The organism is Pseudogemmobacter sonorensis (assembly GCF_042762395.1).
GTDB classification, from domain to species: Bacteria; Pseudomonadota; Alphaproteobacteria; order Rhodobacterales; family Rhodobacteraceae; genus Pseudogemmobacter; species Pseudogemmobacter sonorensis.
The window spans coordinates 313,336-332,470 of record NZ_JBEFZE010000001.1 but is presented as its reverse complement, the minus strand read 5'-3'; the positions used below and the strand labels follow the sequence as shown (position 1 = coordinate 332,470).

Annotated in this window: 12 protein-coding genes; 4 read left to right on the top strand and 8 right to left on the bottom strand. The window is 68.0% G+C overall.

Going from position 1 to position 19,135, the window contains the following annotated elements:
* Positions 1-2 precede the first annotated feature (2 nt).
* From ntrX to hflX, 3 genes are all read left to right on the top strand, one after another.
* On the top strand, positions 3-1,424 hold the full coding sequence (ntrX, locus tag ABNX41_RS01400) for a nitrogen assimilation response regulator NtrX (protein WP_438667922.1): 1,422 nt from the start codon (positions 3-5) through the stop codon (positions 1,422-1,424).
* A gap of 238 nt (positions 1,425-1,662) precedes the next feature.
* Positions 1,663-1,896 carry an RNA chaperone Hfq gene (gene hfq, locus ABNX41_RS01395; RefSeq protein WP_023664101.1) on the top strand — a complete coding sequence of 78 codons (234 nt, stop codon included), beginning with the start codon at positions 1,663-1,665 and terminating at the stop codon, positions 1,894-1,896.
* A gap of 146 nt (positions 1,897-2,042) precedes the next feature.
* On the top strand, positions 2,043-3,314 hold the full coding sequence (gene hflX, locus ABNX41_RS01390) for a GTPase HflX (protein ID WP_438667921.1): 1,272 nt from the start codon (positions 2,043-2,045) through the stop codon (positions 3,312-3,314).
* 119 nt (positions 3,315-3,433) lie between these two features.
* Here hflX and ABNX41_RS01385 read toward each other — a convergent pair whose 3' ends face one another.
* Together ABNX41_RS01385 and ABNX41_RS01380 are read right to left on the bottom strand one after the other, a co-directional pair.
* Positions 3,434-4,192 (bottom strand): nitrilase-related carbon-nitrogen hydrolase, encoded by a 759-nt coding sequence (locus tag ABNX41_RS01385; protein ID WP_438667920.1) that lies wholly within the window; start codon positions 4,190-4,192, stop codon positions 3,434-3,436.
* A gap of 236 nt (positions 4,193-4,428) precedes the next feature.
* A complete protein-coding gene (locus ABNX41_RS01380; RefSeq protein WP_438667967.1) occupies positions 4,429-6,468 on the bottom strand; it encodes an oxidoreductase in 2,040 nt (679 codons plus the stop codon).
* A gap of 258 nt (positions 6,469-6,726) precedes the next feature.
* Between ABNX41_RS01380 and ABNX41_RS01375 the strand changes: the two genes are divergently transcribed.
* On the top strand, positions 6,727-7,350 hold the full coding sequence (locus ABNX41_RS01375; RefSeq protein WP_438667919.1) for a TetR/AcrR family transcriptional regulator: 624 nt from the start codon (positions 6,727-6,729) through the stop codon (positions 7,348-7,350).
* A gap of 158 nt (positions 7,351-7,508) precedes the next feature.
* Here the strand turns inward: ABNX41_RS01375 and ABNX41_RS01370 are convergent, their stop codons facing one another.
* The 6 genes from ABNX41_RS01370 to ABNX41_RS01345 all read right to left on the bottom strand — a co-directional run bounded on the left by ABNX41_RS01370 (position 7,509) and on the right by ABNX41_RS01345 (position 18,990).
* Positions 7,509-9,149: an alpha-D-glucose phosphate-specific phosphoglucomutase gene (locus tag ABNX41_RS01370; protein ID WP_438667918.1), complete on the bottom strand. Its 1,641-nt coding sequence runs from the start codon at positions 9,147-9,149 to the stop codon at positions 7,509-7,511.
* A gap of 47 nt (positions 9,150-9,196) precedes the next feature.
* Positions 9,197-11,314: a glycogen debranching protein GlgX gene (glgX, locus tag ABNX41_RS01365; RefSeq protein WP_438667917.1), complete on the bottom strand. Its 2,118-nt coding sequence runs from the start codon at positions 11,312-11,314 to the stop codon at positions 9,197-9,199.
* Positions 11,311-12,783, bottom strand: coding sequence for a glycogen synthase GlgA (glgA, locus tag ABNX41_RS01360; RefSeq protein ID WP_438667916.1), 1,473 nt, complete (start codon positions 12,781-12,783; stop codon positions 11,311-11,313). The genes glgX and glgA overlap by 4 nt, the downstream gene beginning before the upstream one ends.
* A gap of 72 nt (positions 12,784-12,855) precedes the next feature.
* Positions 12,856-14,127, bottom strand: a complete 1,272-nt coding sequence (glgC, locus tag ABNX41_RS01355) for a glucose-1-phosphate adenylyltransferase (RefSeq protein WP_438667915.1) — start codon at positions 14,125-14,127, stop codon at positions 12,856-12,858.
* A gap of 101 nt (positions 14,128-14,228) precedes the next feature.
* Positions 14,229-16,502: a 1,4-alpha-glucan branching protein GlgB gene (glgB, locus tag ABNX41_RS01350; protein ID WP_438667914.1), complete on the bottom strand. Its 2,274-nt coding sequence runs from the start codon at positions 16,500-16,502 to the stop codon at positions 14,229-14,231.
* Between the two features lie 91 nt (positions 16,503-16,593).
* On the bottom strand, positions 16,594-18,990 hold the full coding sequence (locus ABNX41_RS01345; RefSeq protein WP_438667913.1) for a glycogen/starch/alpha-glucan phosphorylase: 2,397 nt from the start codon (positions 18,988-18,990) through the stop codon (positions 16,594-16,596).
* Between the last annotated feature and the right edge of the window lie 145 nt (positions 18,991-19,135).

The window sequence follows — 19,135 nt, the reverse complement described above, 5'->3', positions numbered from 1 at the left end:
CCATGTCCATTCTGATCGTCGATGACGAAAAGGATATCCGCGAGTTGATCGGCGATATCCTGACGGACGAGGGATACAGCGTGCGGCTTGCGGGGGATTCGGACGCCTGCATGGCCGAGATCAACGCCGAGCCGCCCTCGCTCATGGTGCTCGACATCTGGCTGAAGGACAGCCGGATGGACGGGATCGACATCCTCAAGACCGTCAAGCGCGACAATCCCGATATTCCGGTCATCATCATCTCGGGCCATGGCAATATCGAGATCGCGGTGGCGGCGATCAAGCAGGGCGCCTATGATTTCATCGAAAAGCCCTTCAATATCGACCAGTTGACCGTCGTCGTCGCCCGGGCGATGGAGACCTCGCGGCTCAGGCGCGAAAACCACGAACTGCGCCGCCGCGACGTGACCTCGACCGAGATGGTCGGCTCCAGCCCCGCCTTCAAGGCGCTGCGCGCGCAGCTCGACAAGGTGACGAAATCGAACGGCCGGGTGATGCTGACCGGCGCGCCGGGATCCGGGAAGGAACTGGCCGCGCGCTTCATCCACGCCAATTCGGCGCGGGCGGGGGCGGCCTTCGTCTCGGTCTCTTCGGCCACGGTCGAGCCCGAGCGGATGGAGGAGGTGCTCTTCGGCCGCGAAACGCCCGAACGCGGGGTCGAGCCCGGCCTTCTGGAACAGGCCCATGGCGGCGTGGTCTATTTCGACGAGGTGGCCGACATGCCGCCCGGCACCCAATCGAAGATCCTGCGGGTGCTGACCGAGCAGCAATTCACCCGGCTGGGGGGCTCGGACAAGGTGCGGGTGGATCTGCGGGTGATCTCCTCGACCACCCGCGATCTGGCGGCCGAGATCCGCGCCGGGCGCTTCCGGCAGGAGCTTTACGACCGGCTGAACGTGGTGCCGATCGCCGTGCCCGCGCTGGCCGACCGGCGCGACGACATCCCCGAGCTCGCGCGCCATTTCGTCGACTACTTCCACCGCAGCCAGGGCCTGCCCGCGCGCAGGCTTTCCGCAGAGGCCGAGGCCATGCTCCAGACCATGCAATGGCCGGGCAACGTGCGCCAGTTGCGCAACATGGTCGAGCGCGTGCTGATCCTGGGCGAGGGCGCGGGCGAGATCGAGGCGCGCGAACTGCCCGGAACCGGGGCCGAGGCCCGCCCGGGCGAGGGCGAGGGCATGGTGCTTGGCGGCGTCGTCGCCACGCTGCCCCTGCGCGAGGCGCGCGAACTGTTCGAACGCGAATATCTGCTGACCCAGATCAACCGCTTCGGCGGCAATATCTCGCGCACGGCGAATTTCGTCGGCATGGAGCGTTCGGCGCTCCATCGCAAGTTGAAATCCCTGGGCGTGGTGACCACCTCGAAATCCGGCCTGCGCAGCGCCCATTTCGAGGCCGACGAAAACGAGGATGTCGAGGGCTGATCCCCCCTTGGCCCTCCCCGGATGGCGGGCCCCTCCGGGGGGGGCGCCCGCCCCGGCGCGGTTTACGCGCAACATCCTTTCGCATGGCGGCGAAAAAGGCGTTTTGGGTCTGGTAACTTAACGCCGGAGGCATAATATCCATCCGGCCTGCGGTATTTTGCCGGGGTGGTCGAAGGTCAGATTTCGGATCCAACGAATGCCGCGGGCAACGCGGTGACAAGCGCAAGGCACGACAACAATGGCTGGCGATAAGCAAAACCTCCAGGACGCCTTCCTGAATCACGTCCGCAAGGCCAAGGTCCCGGTCACGATCTTCCTGATCAACGGGGTCAAGCTGCAAGGCGTGATCACCTGGTTTGACAATTTCTGCGTGCTTCTGCGCCGCGACGGTCAATCGCAGCTTGTCTACAAACATGCGATTTCGACCATCATGCCCGGCGCGCCGATCAACCTTTACGAGGGTGAAGACTGATCCGCCCCGATCCCGAAGACGAAACCACCCCGGATTCCTTCGCTGACGCTTTCGCGGAAGGCGAGGATGCGGCGCTGGACGCGCTCTGGCCGAAGGACCGGCACGAGGGCAAGTGGCAGGTCACCGCCGCCGCGCCCACGCGCGCCATGGTGCTGCATCCCGACACCCGCGCGCGGGCCGGGCGGCGCCTGCCCGAACATGGCCTGGCCGAGGCGGTGAGCCTGGCCGCAGCCCTGCCGGGGCTTGAGATCCTGGGCGCCGAGGTGGTGCGGCTGCCCAAGGTCCATCCCGGCATGCTGTTCGGCTCGGGCAAGGTCGAAGAACTGAAGACGCGGCTGAAGGCCGATGCGGTGGAACTGGTGCTGATCGACGGCCCGGTGAGCCCGGTCCAGCAGCGCAACCTGGAAAAGGAATGGGGGGTCAAGATCCTTGACCGCACCAGCCTGATCCTTGAGATCTTCGCCGATCGCGCCCGCACGCGCGAGGGGGTCCTGCAGGTGGAACTGGCGGCGCTGTCCTACCAGCGATCGCGCCTGGTCCGGGCCTGGACCCACCTTGAGCGCCAGCGCGGCGGCTTCGGTTTCGTCGGCGGCCCGGGCGAGACCCAGATCGAGGCCGACCGCCGCGCCATCGACGACCAGGTGATCCGGCTCAAGCGCCAGCTCGACCGCGTGGTCAGGACGCGCGAGTTGCACCGCGCGGCGCGGGCCAAGGTGCCGTTCCCGATCGTGGCGCTGGCGGGCTATACCAACGCGGGGAAATCGACGCTGTTCAACCGGGTGACCGGGGCCGAGGTCCTGGCCAAGGACATGCTGTTCGCCACGCTCGACCCCACCATGCGCGCGCTGGTGCTGCCCGCCGAGACGGGCGGCGGGGCAGGTGGCGGGACGGGGCGCAAGGTGATCCTCTCGGATACGGTGGGCTTCATCTCGGACCTGCCGACGCAACTGGTCGCCGCGTTCCGGGCGACGCTGGAAGAGGTGCTCTCGGCCGATCTGATCGTGCATGTGCGCGACATCTCGCATCCCGAGACGGCGGAACAGGCCGCCGATGTCGAGGAGATCCTGGCCGCGCTTGGCGTCGATGCGGCGGTGCCGCGGTTCGAGGTGTGGAACAAGCTCGACCTGGTGGATCCGCTGGCGCGCGAGGCGCTTCTGGCCCAGTCCGGCGCGCGGCCCGAGGTCTTCGCGCTGTCGGCGCTGACCGGCGAGGGGGTGGAGCGGTTCCTGCACGCCGTCTCGGCCGCGCTGGACGAGCGGCGCGAGGCCTGCACCCTGCATCTTGGCTTTGCCGAGGGCCGCAAGCGCGCCTGGCTGCATGAGGAGGGCGTGGTGCGTTCCGAGACCGGCGGCGACGAGGGGTGGGTCGTGGAGGTGTATTGGACGGCCCGGCAGGAGAATCGCTGGCGGGGGCTGTGACGGCGGCGGAAGGGAGGGGGCGCTGCCCCCTCGGCGCCTTTGGCGCCTCACCCCCGGGATATTTTTGCAAAGAAGAATGGGGAAGGCGGGTTTGAGGCTTTTCTTCCTGGGGGGGTGGATCAGGGGATCTGGCGCAGGTCTGTGCCTTGGGTCGAGAGGCGGGCGGGATCGCGGGGCGGCAGGTCCACGACCAGGAGTGCGGGGTGCTCACCTGCCTGGGCCAGGATCTCGCCATGCGGCCCGGCGATGACCGAGCCTCCGGTATAGGTCAGATCGCCCTCGCTTCCGCAGTAATTGGCATAGGCGATGGCCAGCCCGTGGTTCGCGGCCATGGCGGGGATGGTATGGGCGGGGACATGGTGGAAGGGCTGCATGTTCGCCGTCGGCACCAGCAGCAGCGTGGCGCCGCGCGCGGCCAGCGCCGCTACATGCGGGGCGAATTCGACGTCGTAGCAGATCAGCAGCGCGATACGCTCGGCCCCCAGCGGGAAGGTCAGATAGCTGTCGCCCGCGCTGAACAGCCGGGATTCGCGCGGGCCGAACAGTTGGATCTTGCGGTAGTTCGCCAGAAGCGCGCCATCCGGGCCGAAGGCGGCGGCGGAGTTGAAGATCCTCTCGCCCGCGCGTTCGGCATAGCCGAGGACGAGGGCGCAGCCGGTGTTGCGGGCCGCCTCGGCCAGTTGCCGCATCGGCGCGCTGTCCGGGGTGAGCGCGAGGTCGGCGACCGCCTCGGCATTGTAGCCCGGGAGCCAGAGTTCGGGCAGCACGAGGATCCCGGCCCCCGCGGCGGCGGCGGCGCGCAGGGCGCGGGTGGCGCCCTCCAGCGCGAGGTCGGGATCGGCGGCGGGGGAATATCCCTGCCAGACTGCGATGCGCATCGATGTCGTCCTTTCGGGCGGGTCCGGGGCTTGGCGGGCCGGATTTCGGGTCTCGGGTCTCGGGTCTCGGGTCTCGGAGACAGGGAAGGGCAAAGCGGGGCAGGGTGCAAGCCCCGTCGGAGCGCAGGCTCTTGGCGCAGGCTTGACGCGCGCGTGCCCCAGGCAGGCGGGGTGTGGCCGGGGCAGGTGGCCTGGTCCGGGCCGATGAGGTTCGCCGATGAGGTTCAGGGGCCCCCTCAGATCTCTTTCATCAGCCGCAGCGCGTCATAGATCGCGGCATGGGTGTTGCGTGCCTCGACCGCATCGCCGATGCGATAGAGGCGGAAGCCCCGGGTGCCCTGACCCGGCGGCTGGGGCCGCCCCTCGATCAGCGCGGCGTAATCGACCGCGCCGATGTTTTCGGACAAGGGTTTCAGCTCGTGGTAGAGATCGGCATTCGGCATGGTGCCATGGTTCGTCACCACCTGATCCACCTGCCGCTCCAGCCCCAGGCCGGGCAGGTAGTCCGATCCGACCAGCGCCCGCAGCCCATTGCCGTCGCGCGCCACCGATCGCAGCCGGTAGGTCACGGTGAAGGTGACGGATTTCCCTTGCAGCGCCCGCATATAGGGGACGAGGTTCATCCCCGGCACCTCGGGCGCGAAGCTGCGGTCGGGGGTCATCACCTCGACCTGCGCCCCGGCCTCGGCCAGGACCTCGGCCGCCTGCAGGGCGGTGTGATCGCCCGCATCGTCATAGAGCAGCACCCGGGCGGCGGGCTTCACGTCGCCCGAGAGGATATCCCAGGCCGAGACGCAAAGCTCCCCGCCCGCCTCCAGCGGCGGATCCTGCGGCAGGCCGCCGGTCGCGACCACAACCACATCCGGCGAAAGCGAAAGGATATCAGTCGCCTCGGCCCAGGTGTTGAAGTGAAACGCGACCTCTTGCGCCGCGCATTGCGCCATGCGCCAGTCGATGATGCCGATCATCTCGGCCCGACGTCTGGAGCGCGCGGTCAACAGCACCTGGCCGCCGGGGCGGGCGGCGGCCTCGAAGACGGTGACCGCATGGCCGCGTTCGGCGGCGACGCGGGCGGCCTCCAGCCCGGCGGGGCCCGCGCCGATCACGACGACCCGCTTGCGCGCGGGGGCGGGGGCGATCACATGGGGGATGCCTTCCACCTCGCGCCCGGTCGCGGGGTTGTGGATGCACAGCGCCATGCCGCCCTGATAGATCCGGTCGAGGCAATAGGTGGCGCCGACGCAGGGGCGGATGTCATCCTCGCGGCCCTCGACGATCTTTCGCACCACATGCGGATCGGCGATATGGGCGCGCGTCATCCCCACCATGTCGACAAGGCCCGAGGCCACGGCATGCCGCGCGGTCGCCACATCGGGGATGCGGGCGGCGTGGAAGGTAGGCAGGCCGACCGCGGCCCGGATCTCGCCCGCGAAATCGAGATGCGGGGCCGAGGCCATGCCCTGCAGCGGGATCACATCCGACAGCGCCGCATCGGTATGGATCCGCCCCCGGATCACATTGACGAAATCCACCAGCCCGGCGGATTTGAATCGCCGCGCCATCTCGATCCCGTCGGCGGGGGTGATGCCGCCGGGATGGGCCTCGTCCGCGACCTGGCGGATGCCCAGGATGAAATCGGGGCCGACGCGGCGGCGCGCGGCCTCAAGCACTTCGGTCGCGAAGCGGATGCGGCCCTCGAACCCGCTGCCCCAGGGCGCGTCGAGCGCATTGGTCAGCGGGCTGAACATCTGGTCCATCAGATGGCCGTAAAGCTCGAATTCCACGCCATCGAGCCCGGCGGCCCGCATCCGCTCGGCCGCATCGGCGTAGTCCGAGATCACCCGGGCGATGTCCCAATCCTCGATCACCTTGGGAAAGGCGCGATGCGCCGGCTCGCGCGCCGGGCCCGCGCCCAGGACGGGCAGCCAGTCGCCCTTGTCCCAGCGGGTGCGATAGCCCAGATGGGTAAGCTGGATCATCACCGCCGCCCCGGCCTCGTGGCAATCGTCGCTCAGGCGGCGCAGCCAGGGCACGACCTCGTCCTTCCAGGCCAGCACATTGCCGAAGGCGGGCGGGCTGTCGCGCGACACGCTGGCCGAGCCCGCCGTCATCACCATGGCCACCCCGGCGCGGGCGCGCTCCAGGTGATAGAGCCGGTAACGGTCCTTCGGCATGCCGTCCTCGGTATAGGCCGGCTCGTGGCTGGTGGTCATGATCCGGTTGCGCAGCGCCAGGTGGCGAAGCCGGTAGGGCTGAAGCAGCGGATCCTTCGATATGCGCGTCGCGGCGGATGTGGCCATGGGTGCCCCCCTCGGGTTGGTTTCGGCCAGATTAGGGCCTGTCGGCGGTCCGTCCATCCTGGAATCGACACATGTGTCGATTTTCATGTCGCTCCGGCTTGCCGTGCCCGGGAATGCGGCGCAAGATCGCCAGGACGGCAATCCGGCGCATGATCCGGCGGGGGGAGAATGACGGAAGAGACGGGCCCGGGGCCCAAGGGGGCAGGGCGATCCGGTAGCGGGCAGGAAAGGTCCGTGGCGGTCGGGCGGGCAAAGGGCTGGCGCGGCACGGCTGATCTATGGCTTGACGCCGCGCATGAGGCGCTGGTGCGCGGCGGGGTCGAGGCGGTCAAGGTGCTGCCGCTGGCGCAGGGGCTCGGCCTGTCGCGCACCTCGTTCTATCACCATTTCGACGATCGCGAGGCGCTGCTTGCGGCCCTGGTCTCACGCTGGCGGGCGCGGAACGGCCCGGCACTGGTCGGCCGCGCCGGGGCCGCTGCATCCACGGTGACCGAGGCGATCCTGGGGGTCTTCGATTGCTGGGTGGATGCGGCGCTTTTCGACAGCCGCCTGGAATTCGCGATCCGCAACTGGGCGCTGACCGATACCGCCGTGGCGCAGGCGCTGAAAGCCGAGGATGCGCTGCGGCTTGCGGCGCTGGCCGGGCTGTTCCGCCGCCACGGCGCCGATGGAGACGAGGCCGAGGTGCGCGCCCGCACGGTCTATCTGACCCAGATCGGCTATATCGCCATGGGCGAGGATGAGGATTTCGAGACCCGGATGGCCCGCGTGCCGACCTATGCGCTGACCTTTACCGGCAAGATGCCCTCGGCGTCCGAAATCGCAGCCTTCCGCGCCCGGCACGATCCTCGGGGCTGAGGCCATGCGACAGGGCGGGCGAAGCGCGGGCCATCGGCCATGCGTCCCGCATTTTCGGAGCGCTCAAAAAGTCGCATAATTAGTATTATGTAATATTTATCCTGTGGGGCCAGTGCCAATATTACCTTTGGAACAGCCCGAGGCGCATCAGATATCAGTCAGGTCACCACATCGGGCACCGTCCGTCCGGTGAACGCCTCGATCCGCGCGAGTTCATGCGCGGCGCGGATGACCGGCGCCAGCGCGGCCTGCGGGTCGAGGTCGAGCCCCTCGGGCCCCGGCGCGAAACGCTCGACGTAAAGCCGCAGCGTCGCGCCCTCGGTTCCGGTGCCCGAAAGCCGGAAGACAGCGCGCGCGCCGTCGGTGAACAGGATCCGCACGCCCTGATGCTGCGAGACGGATCCGTCCACCGGATCCTCATAGGCGAAATCGTCGGCGGCCCCGATTTCCAGCCCTTCGATCCGGCGCCCGGCCAGCCCGGGCAGCGCCGCGCGCAAGGCGGCGAACATCGCATCGGCGCGCGCGCTCTCGATCGCCTCGAAATCGTGGCGCGAGTAATAGTTGCGGCCGAATTCGGCAAAATGCGCGGCCAGGATGGCGGCCACGCTCTCGCGCCGCACGGCAAGGATGTTCAGCCATAGCAGAACCGCCCAGAGACCGTCCTTTTCGCGCACATGATCCGATCCGGTGCCGAAGCTTTCCTCGCCGCACAGGGTCGCGCGGCCGTCGTCCAGCAGGTTTCCGAAGAATTTCCAGCCGGTCGGCGTCTCATAGGCCGCGATCCCGAGGCGCTGCGCCACCCGGTCGGCCGCCATCGAGGTGGGCATCGAGCGCGCCACCCCCCTCAGCCCCGCCGCATAGCCCGGCGCGAGATGGGCATTGGCCGCCAGCACCGCCAGGCTGTCCGAGGGCGAGACGTAGACCCCCCGCCCGACCACCATGTTGCGGTCGCCGTCGCCGTCCGAGGCGGCGCCGAAATCCGGCGCATCCGGGCCGAACATCTCTTCCATCAGCGCATGGGCCCAGGTCGGATTCGGATCGGGATGCATGCCGCCGAAATCCGGCAGCGGCGTCGCGTTCACCACCGTCCCGGGCGCGGCGCCAAGACGGTTTTCCAGGATTTCCCTTGCATATGGCCCCGTTACGGCGCACATCGAATCCATCCGCATGCGGAATCCGCCCGCGAACAGTGCCCGGATGGCACCGAAATCGAACAGGTCTTCCATCAGCGCGGCATAATCGGCGACCGGATCGACCACATCGACCACCATCCCGCCCAGATCCTGCCGCCCGATCCGCGACAGATCCACGTCCGGCGCCTCGACGATGCGGTATTCGCGCAGTTCCGCGCTGCGGCGATGGATCGCCTCGGTCACCGATTCCGGCGCCGGGCCGCCGTTGGGCATGTTGAACTTGAGGCCGAAATCCTCGTCCGGGCCGCCGGGATTGTGGCTGGCGGACATGATCAGCCCGCCGTCGGTGCGGTTCAGCCGGATCAGATGGCTGGCCGCCGGGGTCGACAGCAAGGCCCCCTGCCCCACGATCACCCGAGCCGCGCCATTGGCCGCCGCCATGCGCAGGATCACCTGCGCGGCGCGGTCGTTGAAATAGCGCCCGTCGCCGCCCAGGACGAAGGTTTTGCCCCGCCCGTCTTCCCCCCTGGCGCCGACCACGTCGAAGATCGACTGGACGAAATTCTCCAGGAAATGCGGCGCCATGAAGACCCGGGTCTTCTTGCGCAGGCCGCTGGTGCCGGGCTTCTGGCCCGGGATCGGGGTCGTCGCGACGGTCAGGGTCATTGGCTCGCTCACTCCACTTTGGGTGCAGTCTTCTCGGGTGCAGTCTTTCAGGCGGGATCGGGTCTTGGCACAGGATCTTGCAAAGGATCGGGCGCCGGACCATGCCCGGCACGCATCAGCAGGACCGCCCCCCCGGGCACCTGCCGGGGCGGGGCGTCAAGGATCAGTTCGGGGCGCGTGGTGTCAAGGATCAGTTCCCAGCCCGGCGCGGTATCGGGCATGGAAAGCGCCACCGGCCCGCCGCAGTTGAACACCGCGAAAACCGCATCCGGCGCGGGATCGCCGCCTTCGGCGGCCATGCGCAGCTCGACGCAGAGGCAGCGGAAGGCCGGATCGTGCCAGTCCTGGGCCGAGGGCTCGGCCCCGTCGGGCCTGCGCCAGATCACGTCGCGGATCCCGTCCGAGGGCCGCGCGCGCGCATGCAGGAAGCGGCGCTGGCGCAGGACCGGATGGGCGCGCCGGATCTGCGCCAGCCGGGCGGTGAAATCGGTCAGGTCGCGGTCGGCCTCGCGCCAGTTCAGCCAGGAAATCTCGTTGTCCTGGGCATAGGCGTTGTTGTTGCCGCCCTGGGTCTGGCCGATCTCGTCGCCCGCGAGCAGCATCGGCACGCCCTGGGACAGGAACAGCGTCGCCAGCAGGTTGCGCTTGCGCAGCGCCCGCGCGGCGCGCACGGCCTTGTCATGGCTTGGCCCCTCGACCCCCAGATTGTCGGAATGGTTCTCGGAATGGCCGTCGCGGTTGTCCTCGCCGTTGTCCCAGTTGCGCTTGACGGTGAAGGAGACCAGATCCTGCAGCGTGAAGCCGTCATGGCTGGCAAGGTAGTTCACCGAAGAGGTGGCGGCGCGGCCGGAATGGTCGAACCTTTCGGCCGACCCCAGCAGCCGCGCCGCCAGATCGCCGGTCAGCCCCGCATCCCCCCGCCAGAACCGCCGCACCCCGTCGCGGAAACGGTCGTTCCACTCCAGGAAGGGATGCGGATAGGCGCCAAGCTGATAGCCGCCGGGGCCGATGTCCCAGGGCTCGGCGATCAGCTTCACCCGGCTCAGCACCGGGTCCTGCCGGATGGCGTCGAAGAAGCCGCCCTCGGGGTCGAACCCGCCCGGCTCGCGTCCCAGAACGGTGCCCAGATCGAAGCGGAAACCGTCGACATGGGCGACCTCGACCCAGTAGCGCAGGCTGTCCATCACCATGCGCAGCACCATGGCATTGGTCAGGTCCAGCGTATTGCCGGTGCCCGCGTCGTTGGCGTAATGGCGCCCTCCGTCGGTCAGCCGGTAGTAGCTGGCATTGTCGAGCCCGCGAAACGACAGCGTCGGGCCCCATTCGTCGCCCTCGGCGCTGTGGTTGTAGACCACGTCCAGAATGACCTCGATCCCCGCCACATGCAGGCGGCGCACCATGGTCTGGAACTCCCACAGCCCGCCCTTGCCCATGTAGCGCGGCTCGGGCGCGAAATAGGCCAGGGTGTTGTAGCCCCAGTAATTGCGCAGCCCCTTGGCGACGATGAACCGCTCGTCCACCATGGCATGGACCGGCAGCAGCTCGACCGCGGTGACGCCCAGCTTCAGCAGGTGCTCGATCATCGGATCCGAGGCGAGGCCCAGGTAGGTCCCCCGCAGCCCCTTCTCGATCCCGGGATGGCGCATGGTCAGGCCGCGCACATGGGCCTCGTAGATCAGGCTTTCGCTGCGGCTGCGGTCGGGCGGCTGGTCGTTGCCCCAGCCGAAGGCCGGATCGACCACCACCGCCTTGGGCACCGCGAAGGCGCTGTCGCGGGTGTCGTAGCTCAGATCCGCCTTGGGGCTGCCGATCCGGTAGCCCATCAGCGCATCCGACCAGCGCAGCCGCCCCTCCAGCGCCCGCGCATAGGGGTCCAGCAGCAGCTTGTGCGGGTTGAACCTGTGCCCGCGCTCGGGGTCGTAGGGGCCATGGGCGCGAAAGCCGTAGACCTGCCCCGCCGTCAGCCCGCCGACATGGATATGCCAGATATCGCCGTCGCGGTCGCGGATCGGCAGGCGCGACAGTTCCTTGCGGCCGTCGGGCGAGAACAGGCACAGTTCGATCATCTCGGCATGGGCCGAGAAGACGGCGAAATTCACCCCGTCCCCGGTGATCGTGGCCCCCATCGGCCAGGGCCGTCCGGGCGAGAGCGAATGGCTGCTCATCTGTCGATAAGACCCTGGTAAAGCGCGGCATATTCGGCGGCCGAAGTCTCCCACCCCACAGGATGGGCCATGGCATTGGCCTGGATGCGGCGCCAGATCTCCGGCTCGGCATGAAGCGAGACCAGCCGCCGCAGCGCCTGCGCGAAGGCCAGCGCGTCGGTCGGCCAGAAGGTGATCCCGGTCGCCGCCCCCGCCGTCAGCGCGGCGGGAGAGGCGTTGATCACCGTATCCCCCAGCCCGCCCACGGCCGCCACCACCGGCACCGTGCCGTAGCGCAGCCCGTATAGCTGGGTCAGGCCGCAGGGCTCGAACCGCGAGGGCACCAGCACCGCGTCGCCGCCCTGGAACAGCAGGTGCGACAGCGCCTCGTCATAGCCGATCCGCACCGCGACCCGGCCCGGATGGCGCGCCGCCAGATCCAGAAGCGCGCCCTCCAGCTCGGGATAGCCCGAGCCCAGCACCGCCAGCCCGCCGCCCGCCTCGATGAATTCCGGCAGCACGCCGGGCAGAAGGTCTATGCCCTTCTGGTCGGTCAACCGGCTGACCAGCACCGCAAGCGGGCCCGGCACCTCCAGCCCGAAGGCCGCGCAAAGCGCCGCGCGGGCCGCGGCCTTCCCCGAAGGGTCGGCGGCGGTATAGGGCGTCTCGGCTTCGGCTCCGGGCGACCAGATCGCGGTGTCGACGCCGTTGAGGATGCCGCTGACCACCTCCGCCCGCGCCGCGATCACCCCCTCCAGCCCGCGCCCGAATTCGGGCCGCATCAACTCCCGCGCATAGCCGGGCGAGACGGTGGTGATGCGGTCGGCGGTCACCAGCCCGGCCTTCAGGCTTGAGATGCCGCCGAAATATTCCACCCCCTCGGGAGTGAAGGCATGGCCGGGCAGGCGCAGATCGCCCAGCAGATGCGGCGCGGCCTGGCCCTGGAAGGCGATGTTGTGGACGGTGATCACGGATTTCGCCCCGCCCGCGCCCTGCCCGCCCGCGCCATCCCCGCCCGCGCCGTGATAGGCCAGATAGGCGGGCGCGAGCCCGGCCTGCCAGTCATGGGCATGCAGCAGATCGGGTTTCCAATCGGCCAGCCCGTCGCGCGCGATCCGCGCGCCCACCCAGGACAGCGCCGCGAAGCGCTGCGCATTGTCCGGCCAGTCGCCCGAGGGGCCGGCATAGGGCCCGCCCTCGCGGTCGTAAAGATGGGCTGCGTCCAGCAGCAGGACCGAAAGCCCCGCCACCTGCCCCGCCAGCACCCGGCCCACGCCGCCCCAGAGCCCGTCCTCATACCAGACCTCGGTCCAGGCGGCGGGATCGTCCTGGATCAGCCGACGCAGCGGACGATAGGCCGGCAGCAGGACCCGCATCTCCCAGCCCTCGCGCGCCAGCGCCGCAGGCAGGGCGCCCACCACATCGGCAAGCCCCCCGGTCTTGATCAGCGGCACGCATTCCGATGCCACCGACAGAACCTTGCCACCCATGCGCCGCCCCCTGTTCCGTGGCCCCTGTTCTGTGGCCCATGTTTTCCGCACCCCGGCGTTCCGTCCGCGCCCTCAGCCCAGGGCCAGGGCGCGGCGGTCCAGCATGTCCTGGGTGATCAGCACGATACCCTTCTCGCTGCGGCGAAACCAGCGGGCATCCTCGGCCGGATCCTCGCCCACCACCAGCCCCTCGGGGATCATCACCCCGGCGTCGATCACGCAATTGCGCAATTCCGCCTTGCGCCCGATATCCACCCGGGGCAGCGCCACCACATGTTCCAGGCTCGACCAGCTATGGGCCCGGCAGCCGGTGAACAGCAGCGAGTTGCGGATCTCGGAGCCCGAGACGATGCAATCCCCCGACACCAGCGACGAGATCGCCTGCCCCCGCCGCCCGTCCTCGTCATGGATGAACTTGGCCGGCGGCACGATCTCGGCATAGGTCCAGATCGGCCAGTCGCGGTCGTAAAGATCCAGCTTGGGCGTGAAATCGGTCAGGTCGATATTGGCCTGCCAATAGGCGTCCAGCGTGCCGACATCGCGCCAGTAGGGCTCGTCCTCGATCCCGGTGGTCACGCAACTGTCGGTGAAGAGATGCGCCATGGCCTTGCCGCCGCGCACGATGCCGGGGATCAGGTCGTTGCCGAAATCGTGGCTGGAACTGCCGTCCGCCATGTCGCGCATCAGCAGGTCGCGCAGGAAGGACCAGTCGAAGACATAGATCCCCATCGAGACCAGCGAATGCGCCGGATCCCCCGGGATCCCCGGCGGATCCTGCGGCTTTTCCAGGAAATCGGTGATGCGGGCCTGTTCGTCCACCGCCATCACCCCGAAGGCCGAGGCCTCCTCTCGCGGCACGGTCAGGCAGCCGACGGTCACGTCGGCGCCGCTGTCGGCATGGGCCTGCAACATCACCTCGTAATCCATCTTGTAGATGTGATCCCCGGCCAGGATCACCACATAGCGGACGCTGTAGCTGTCGATGATGTCGATGTTCTGGCTGACCGCATCGGCGGTGCCGCGATACCAGTTCAATTCGTCCATGCGCTGGCTGGCGGGCAGGATGTCGAGATATTCGTTGCGCTCGGCGCGGAAGAAATCCCAGCCGCGCTGGACATGGCGGATCAGGCTGTGGGCCTTGTATTGCGTGGCGATCGCCATCTTGCGGATGCCGGAATTCACCGCATTCGACAAAGCGAAGTCGATGATCCGATGCTTGCCGCCGAAATAGACCGCGGGCTTGGCGCGCCGGTCGGTCAGCTCTTTCAGCCGCGATCCGCGCCCGCCCGCCAGGACGAAGGCCATCGCCTGCGCCGAGAGACGTTTGTTCAACCTCGCCTTCATCCCGCTCTCCTCATCGCGCGAATGCCGCATTGTCGTGCCAAGGATAGAACATTCCCGCCCGTCCCGGCCTTGATCCCTGTCAGATCCCATTCAGACCCCTGTCAGTCCGCCACCGGATTTCCGCCCCCTCCCCCCGGCCCCTCCCCCGGCACATGGCGCAGCCACAGCGTCGACAGCGGCGGCAGGGTCAGCACCGCCGATTGCGCGCGGCCATGGGCGGGATGCGCCTCGGTCGCGACGCCGCCCAGATTGCCGCGCCCGCCGCCATCGTAGACCTGCGCGTCGGTGTTGAGGATCTCATCCCACCGCCCGGCCTCGGGCAGGCCCAGGCGGTAGCGCCGCTCCACCGGCGTCATGTTGGAAACCACCACCACCGGCGGATCCCCCGCCCGCCCGCGCCGCGCCCAGGCGAAGACCGAATTGGCGCCGTCGTCGGGCTCGATCCATTCGAAACCCTCGGGGCGGCAGTCATGGACATGCAGCGCCGGATTGGCGCGGTAGGCCGCATTCAGGTCGCGCACCAGAAGCTGCACGCCGCGATGGGGCGCAAGCCCGGTCTGGTGCCAGTCGAGGCTCTGGTCGTGGTTCCATTCCCGCCCCTGGGCGAAATCCTGGCCCATGAACAGCAGTTTCTTGCCCGGATGGCCCCACATGAAACCGTAGAAGGCCCGCAGGTTCGCGAACTTCTGTTCGCCATCCCCCGGCATCCGCGCCAGCATGGAGCCCTTGCCATGCACCACCTCGTCATGGCTGATCGGCAGGATGAAATTCTCGCTGAAGGCATAGACCAGCGCGAAGGTCATCTGGTTGTGGTGGAATTTGCGGTGCACCGGGTCCAGCGCCATATAGCGCAGCACGTCGTTCATCCAGCCCATGTTCCATTTGAAGCCGAAGCCCAGCCCGCCCTGGTCCACCGGCCGCGACACGCCGGGGAACGAGGTGGATTCCTCGGCCGCCGTCAGGATGCCCGGGGCTTCGGCATAGGCCACGCTGTTCATCCATTGCAGCATGGCGATCGCCTCGTAATTCTCGCGCCCGCCATCCTTGTTCGGCACCCATCCGCCCTGGGGCCGCGAATAGTCGCGGTAAAGCATCGAGGCCACCGCATCCACCCGCAACCCGTCGATATGGTATTCCTCAAGCCAATACAGCGCGTTCGAGACCAGATAGTTGCGCACCTCGCTGCGGCCGTAGTTGTAGATCAGGGTGTTCCAGTCCTGATGGAAACCCTCGCGCGGGTCCTGATGCTCGTAAAGCGCGGTGCCGTCGAACCGGCCCAGCCCATGCGGATCGGTGGGGAAATGGCCCGGCACCCAGTCAAGGATGACCCCGATCCCGCGCCGATGCGCGGCATCGACCAGGGCGCGGAATTCCTCGGGCGTGCCGTGGCGGATGGTGGGGGCGAACAGGCCCACCGGCTGGTAGCCCCAGCTTCCGTCGAACGGATATTCGGAAACCGGCAGCAGCTCGATATGGGTGAAGCCCATCCATTCGACATATTCGACCAGTTCCCGCGCCAGTTCGGTGTAGGAGAGCATCCGCCCCCCGGGCGCCCGCTTCCACGAGCCCAGATGCACCTCGTAGATCGAGACCGGGGCATCGACCGAATTGCGCCCCGCCCGCCCCGCCATCCATTCCGCATCGCCGAAGGCGCCGCCGATCCGTCGCACCACGCTCGCGTTCCGGGGCGGATGTTCCGAGCCGAATCCCACCGGATCGGCCTTGAGCGGCAAGAGCGCGCCGCCTGGGCCGCGGATCTCGTATTTGTAGGTCTCGCCCTCGGTCAGGCCCGGGACGAAGATCTCCCATACCCCGGTGGGCCCGCGCCGCCGCATCGGATGGCGCCGCCCGTCCCAGGTGTTGAAATCCCCCACCACCGAGACCCGCTCGGCATTCGGGGCCCAGACCGCGAAATGCACCCCCGCCACGCCCTCATGCGTGACCAGATGCGCGCCGAGCACCTGCCAGAGCCGCCGATGCGTGCCCTCGCCCAGCAGATATTCGTCCATCTCGCCCAGAACCGGGCCGAAGCGGAAGGGGTCCTCGAACTCCCAGGCCGAATCCGGCGTCTCGGCCCGCAGCCGATAGGCCGCCCTGCGCGGCAGGACATGGGTGAACAGGCCCGGAATGCCGGGATAGGGCCGGGCCTCGGCCTCGGTCTGGCGTCCGGCGGTCTGGCGTCCGGTCAGCACGAAAAGCCGCAGCGCGCCGGGCACGAAGGCGCAGATGCGCCACTTCGGCCGCGCCCGCCCGCCTTCCGCCGCGATCTCGACCCTGTGCGGGCCCAGAACGGCGAAAGGATCGCCATGGCGCCCCTCGGCAATGGCGCGGGCCTCTTCCTCGCCCAGACCTCCCCGTCCGGGTTCACTCTGCATCGCTCGTTCTTCCACCCTTGCCGTCACAGCGGACCTTCCACTTCCGGGGATGCCGGGCCAAGGCGCCCCCTGCCCCGGCAAAGCGCGCCGGTCAAAGCGCCGAGGTCACATCCCATACATCCTTCATGTAACCGCGAATCGTCCGGTCGGAAGAGAAGAAACCGCTTCGCGCGGTGTTCAGCGCCGCCATCCTCACCCAGCGATCCCGGTCGGCGAAGGCGAGATCGACCTCGCCCTGCGCGCGGTGGAAGTCTGCGAAATCCGAAGAGACGAGGAAATAGTCATGATGCCACACCCCGTGGACGATGCCGTGGTAGCGCCCCGGCTCGTCGGGCGAGAAGCGGCCCTCGGCGATCATCTGCAGCACGTCCTGCAATTCCTGGCTGGCCTCGATCGCGGCCTTTTCGTGCTCGGGCATCTTGCGGCGCTCGATCACCTCTTCGGCGGTCAGGCCGAAGAGGAAGAAGTTCTCGGCCCCCACCTCTTCAAGGATTTCCACATTGGCGCCGTCCAGCGTGCCGATGGTGGGCGCGCCGTTCATCATGAATTTCATGTTGCCGGTGCCCGAAGCCTCTTTCCCGGCGGTCGAGATCTGTTCCGACAGATCGGCGGCGGGGATCAGCCTTTCGGCCATCGAGACGTTGTAATTCGCCGGATAGACCACCTTCAGCAGATCGCCGGTCTTGGGATCGTTGTTGACGATCTGGGCCACGTCGTTGATCAGCCGGATGATTTCCTTGGCCACCGCATAGCCCGGCGCCGCCTTGCCGCCGAAGATCTTCACCCGCGGCACCGGATCGGCGATCTGGCCCGAGCGCAGCTTGTGCCAATGCGCGATGGTTTCCAGGATGTTCAGCAACTGGCGCTTGTATTCGTGGATGCGCTTGACCTGCACGTCGAAGATCGCGTCCGGCGTGACCTTGATGCCGAAATCCGCCCCGATCCAGTTCGAGACCGCGACCTTGTTGATCCGCTTCGCGGCATCGAAGGCGTCGCGGAAGCCCTTGTCCCCGACATGCGGCTCCAGCCCCTTCAGCCGGTCGAGATCGCTCTCCCAGCCCGCGCCGATGGTCTCGGTGATCAGGCCCGAGAGCGGGCGGTTCGCCATCCGCAGCCAGCGGCGCGGCGTCACCCCGTTGGTCTGGTTGACGATCCGGCCCGGATGCAGCGCGTTCAGCTCGGGGAAAAGGTTCTTCTTCACCAGTTCCGAATGCAGCGCCGAGACGCCGTTGACCTTGTTGGCCATGATGAAGGCCAACTCTCCCATCCGCACCTCGTGATGCTTGAGGATGCCGACGTAATGCGGGCGCGAGTGGTTCTCTTCCTTGTGCCACTGGTCGATCCGCTCGACGATCTGCATGTGACGCGGCAGGACATTGCCGAAGGTGAAGGTGGCCCAGCGTTCCAGCGCCTCGGGCAGGAGGGTGTGGTTGGTGTAGCCAAGGCAGGCCTGGGCGGTCTTCAGCGACTGCTCGAACGGCATGCCGTGTTCGTCGTGCAAGAGCCGGATCAGCTCGGGTCCGGCGATGGCGGGATGGGTGTCGTTCATCTGGATCGCGACATGTCTGGGCAGGTCGCGCAGGTCGCTCCAGGCCGCCAGATAGCGGCGCAGGATGTCCTTCAGCGCCGCCGAGGTCATCAGGAATTCCTGCTTCAGCCGCAATTCCTTGCCCTGATAGGTGGTGTCGTCGGGGTAGAGCACGCGCGAAAGCGTCCGCGCCAGCGCCTCGGGCTCGGCCGCGGCGGCGTAATCGCCGCGGTTGAACCGCTCAAGATCGAATTGCGTGGTGGGTTTCGCGGCCCACAGGCGCAGCGTATTGGCCCATTTCCCCTGCCAGCCGATCACCGGCGTGTCATGGGCCTCGGCGATCACCGTCTCGGCGGGATGCCAGACCTCCTTGCCGTCGCGATGTTCGACATGGCCCTTGAAGCCGATGGTATAGGCGCTTTCGGGGCGCGGGAATTCCCAGGGATGGGCTTGTTTCAGCCAGTCCTCGGGCGTCTCGACCTGGCGGCCGCCCTCGAACCGCTGGCGGAACAGCCCGTGTTCGTAGCGGATGCCGTAGCCATAGGCCGGACAGCCCAGCGTCGCCATGCTTTCCATGAAACACGCCGCCAGCCGCCCCAGACCGCCATTGCCGAGCGCGGCATCCGGCTCGTCCTCGATGATCAGCCGCAGGTCCTGGCCGAATTCGGCCATGGCCTCGCCCACGGCGTCGTAAAGCCCCAGGTTGATCGTCGCATCCTCAAGGATGCGGCCGATCAGGAATTCCATCGACAGGTAATAGACCCGCTTGTGGCCGGTGGCCCAGGTGCGGCGGGTCGAGGCGAACCACGGTTCCACGATGCGGTCGCGGATGGCGTAGGACAGCGCCATGCGCCAGTCGTAAAGGCTCGCGTTCGGCCGGTCCTTGCCCAGGGTGAAGGTCAGATGGCGCAGGATGTCGGATTTCAGGGCGGAGGGGGTGGTGAGGCTCAGATCGGTCAAGGGGCACCTGCCTTTGGGTCGGGTCTTGGCGTCAAGCCTAGTTGCGCCAAGGCAAGCGTCAAGCGGTTGCTGCACCGCCGCATGAGGGCCCGGGGCCGCATCCGGCACGGCGGAACCGGCCCGAAACCGGGCCGCATCCGCGCGC

Coding starts and splice junctions, on each gene's coding strand:
- glgA (WP_438667916.1), bottom strand. CDS start 12,783: ATGGGTGGCAAGGTTCTGTCGGTGGCATCGGAATGCGTGCCGCTGATC.
- ABNX41_RS01385 (WP_438667920.1), bottom strand. CDS start 4,192: ATGCGCATCGCAGTCTGGCAGGGATATTCCCCCGCCGCCGATCCCGAC.
- glgC (WP_438667915.1), bottom strand. CDS start 14,127: ATGAAGGCGAGGTTGAACAAACGTCTCTCGGCGCAGGCGATGGCCTTC.
- glgB (WP_438667914.1), bottom strand. CDS start 16,502: ATGCAGAGTGAACCCGGACGGGGAGGTCTGGGCGAGGAAGAGGCCCGC.
- ABNX41_RS01370 (WP_438667918.1), bottom strand. CDS start 9,149: ATGACCCTGACCGTCGCGACGACCCCGATCCCGGGCCAGAAGCCCGGC.
- glgX (WP_438667917.1), bottom strand. CDS start 11,314: ATGAGCAGCCATTCGCTCTCGCCCGGACGGCCCTGGCCGATGGGGGCC.
- hfq (WP_023664101.1), top strand. CDS start 1,663: ATGGCTGGCGATAAGCAAAACCTCCAGGACGCCTTCCTGAATCACGTC.
- hflX (WP_438667921.1), top strand. CDS start 2,043: ATGGTGCTGCATCCCGACACCCGCGCGCGGGCCGGGCGGCGCCTGCCC.
- ntrX (WP_438667922.1), top strand. CDS start 3: ATGTCCATTCTGATCGTCGATGACGAAAAGGATATCCGCGAGTTGATC.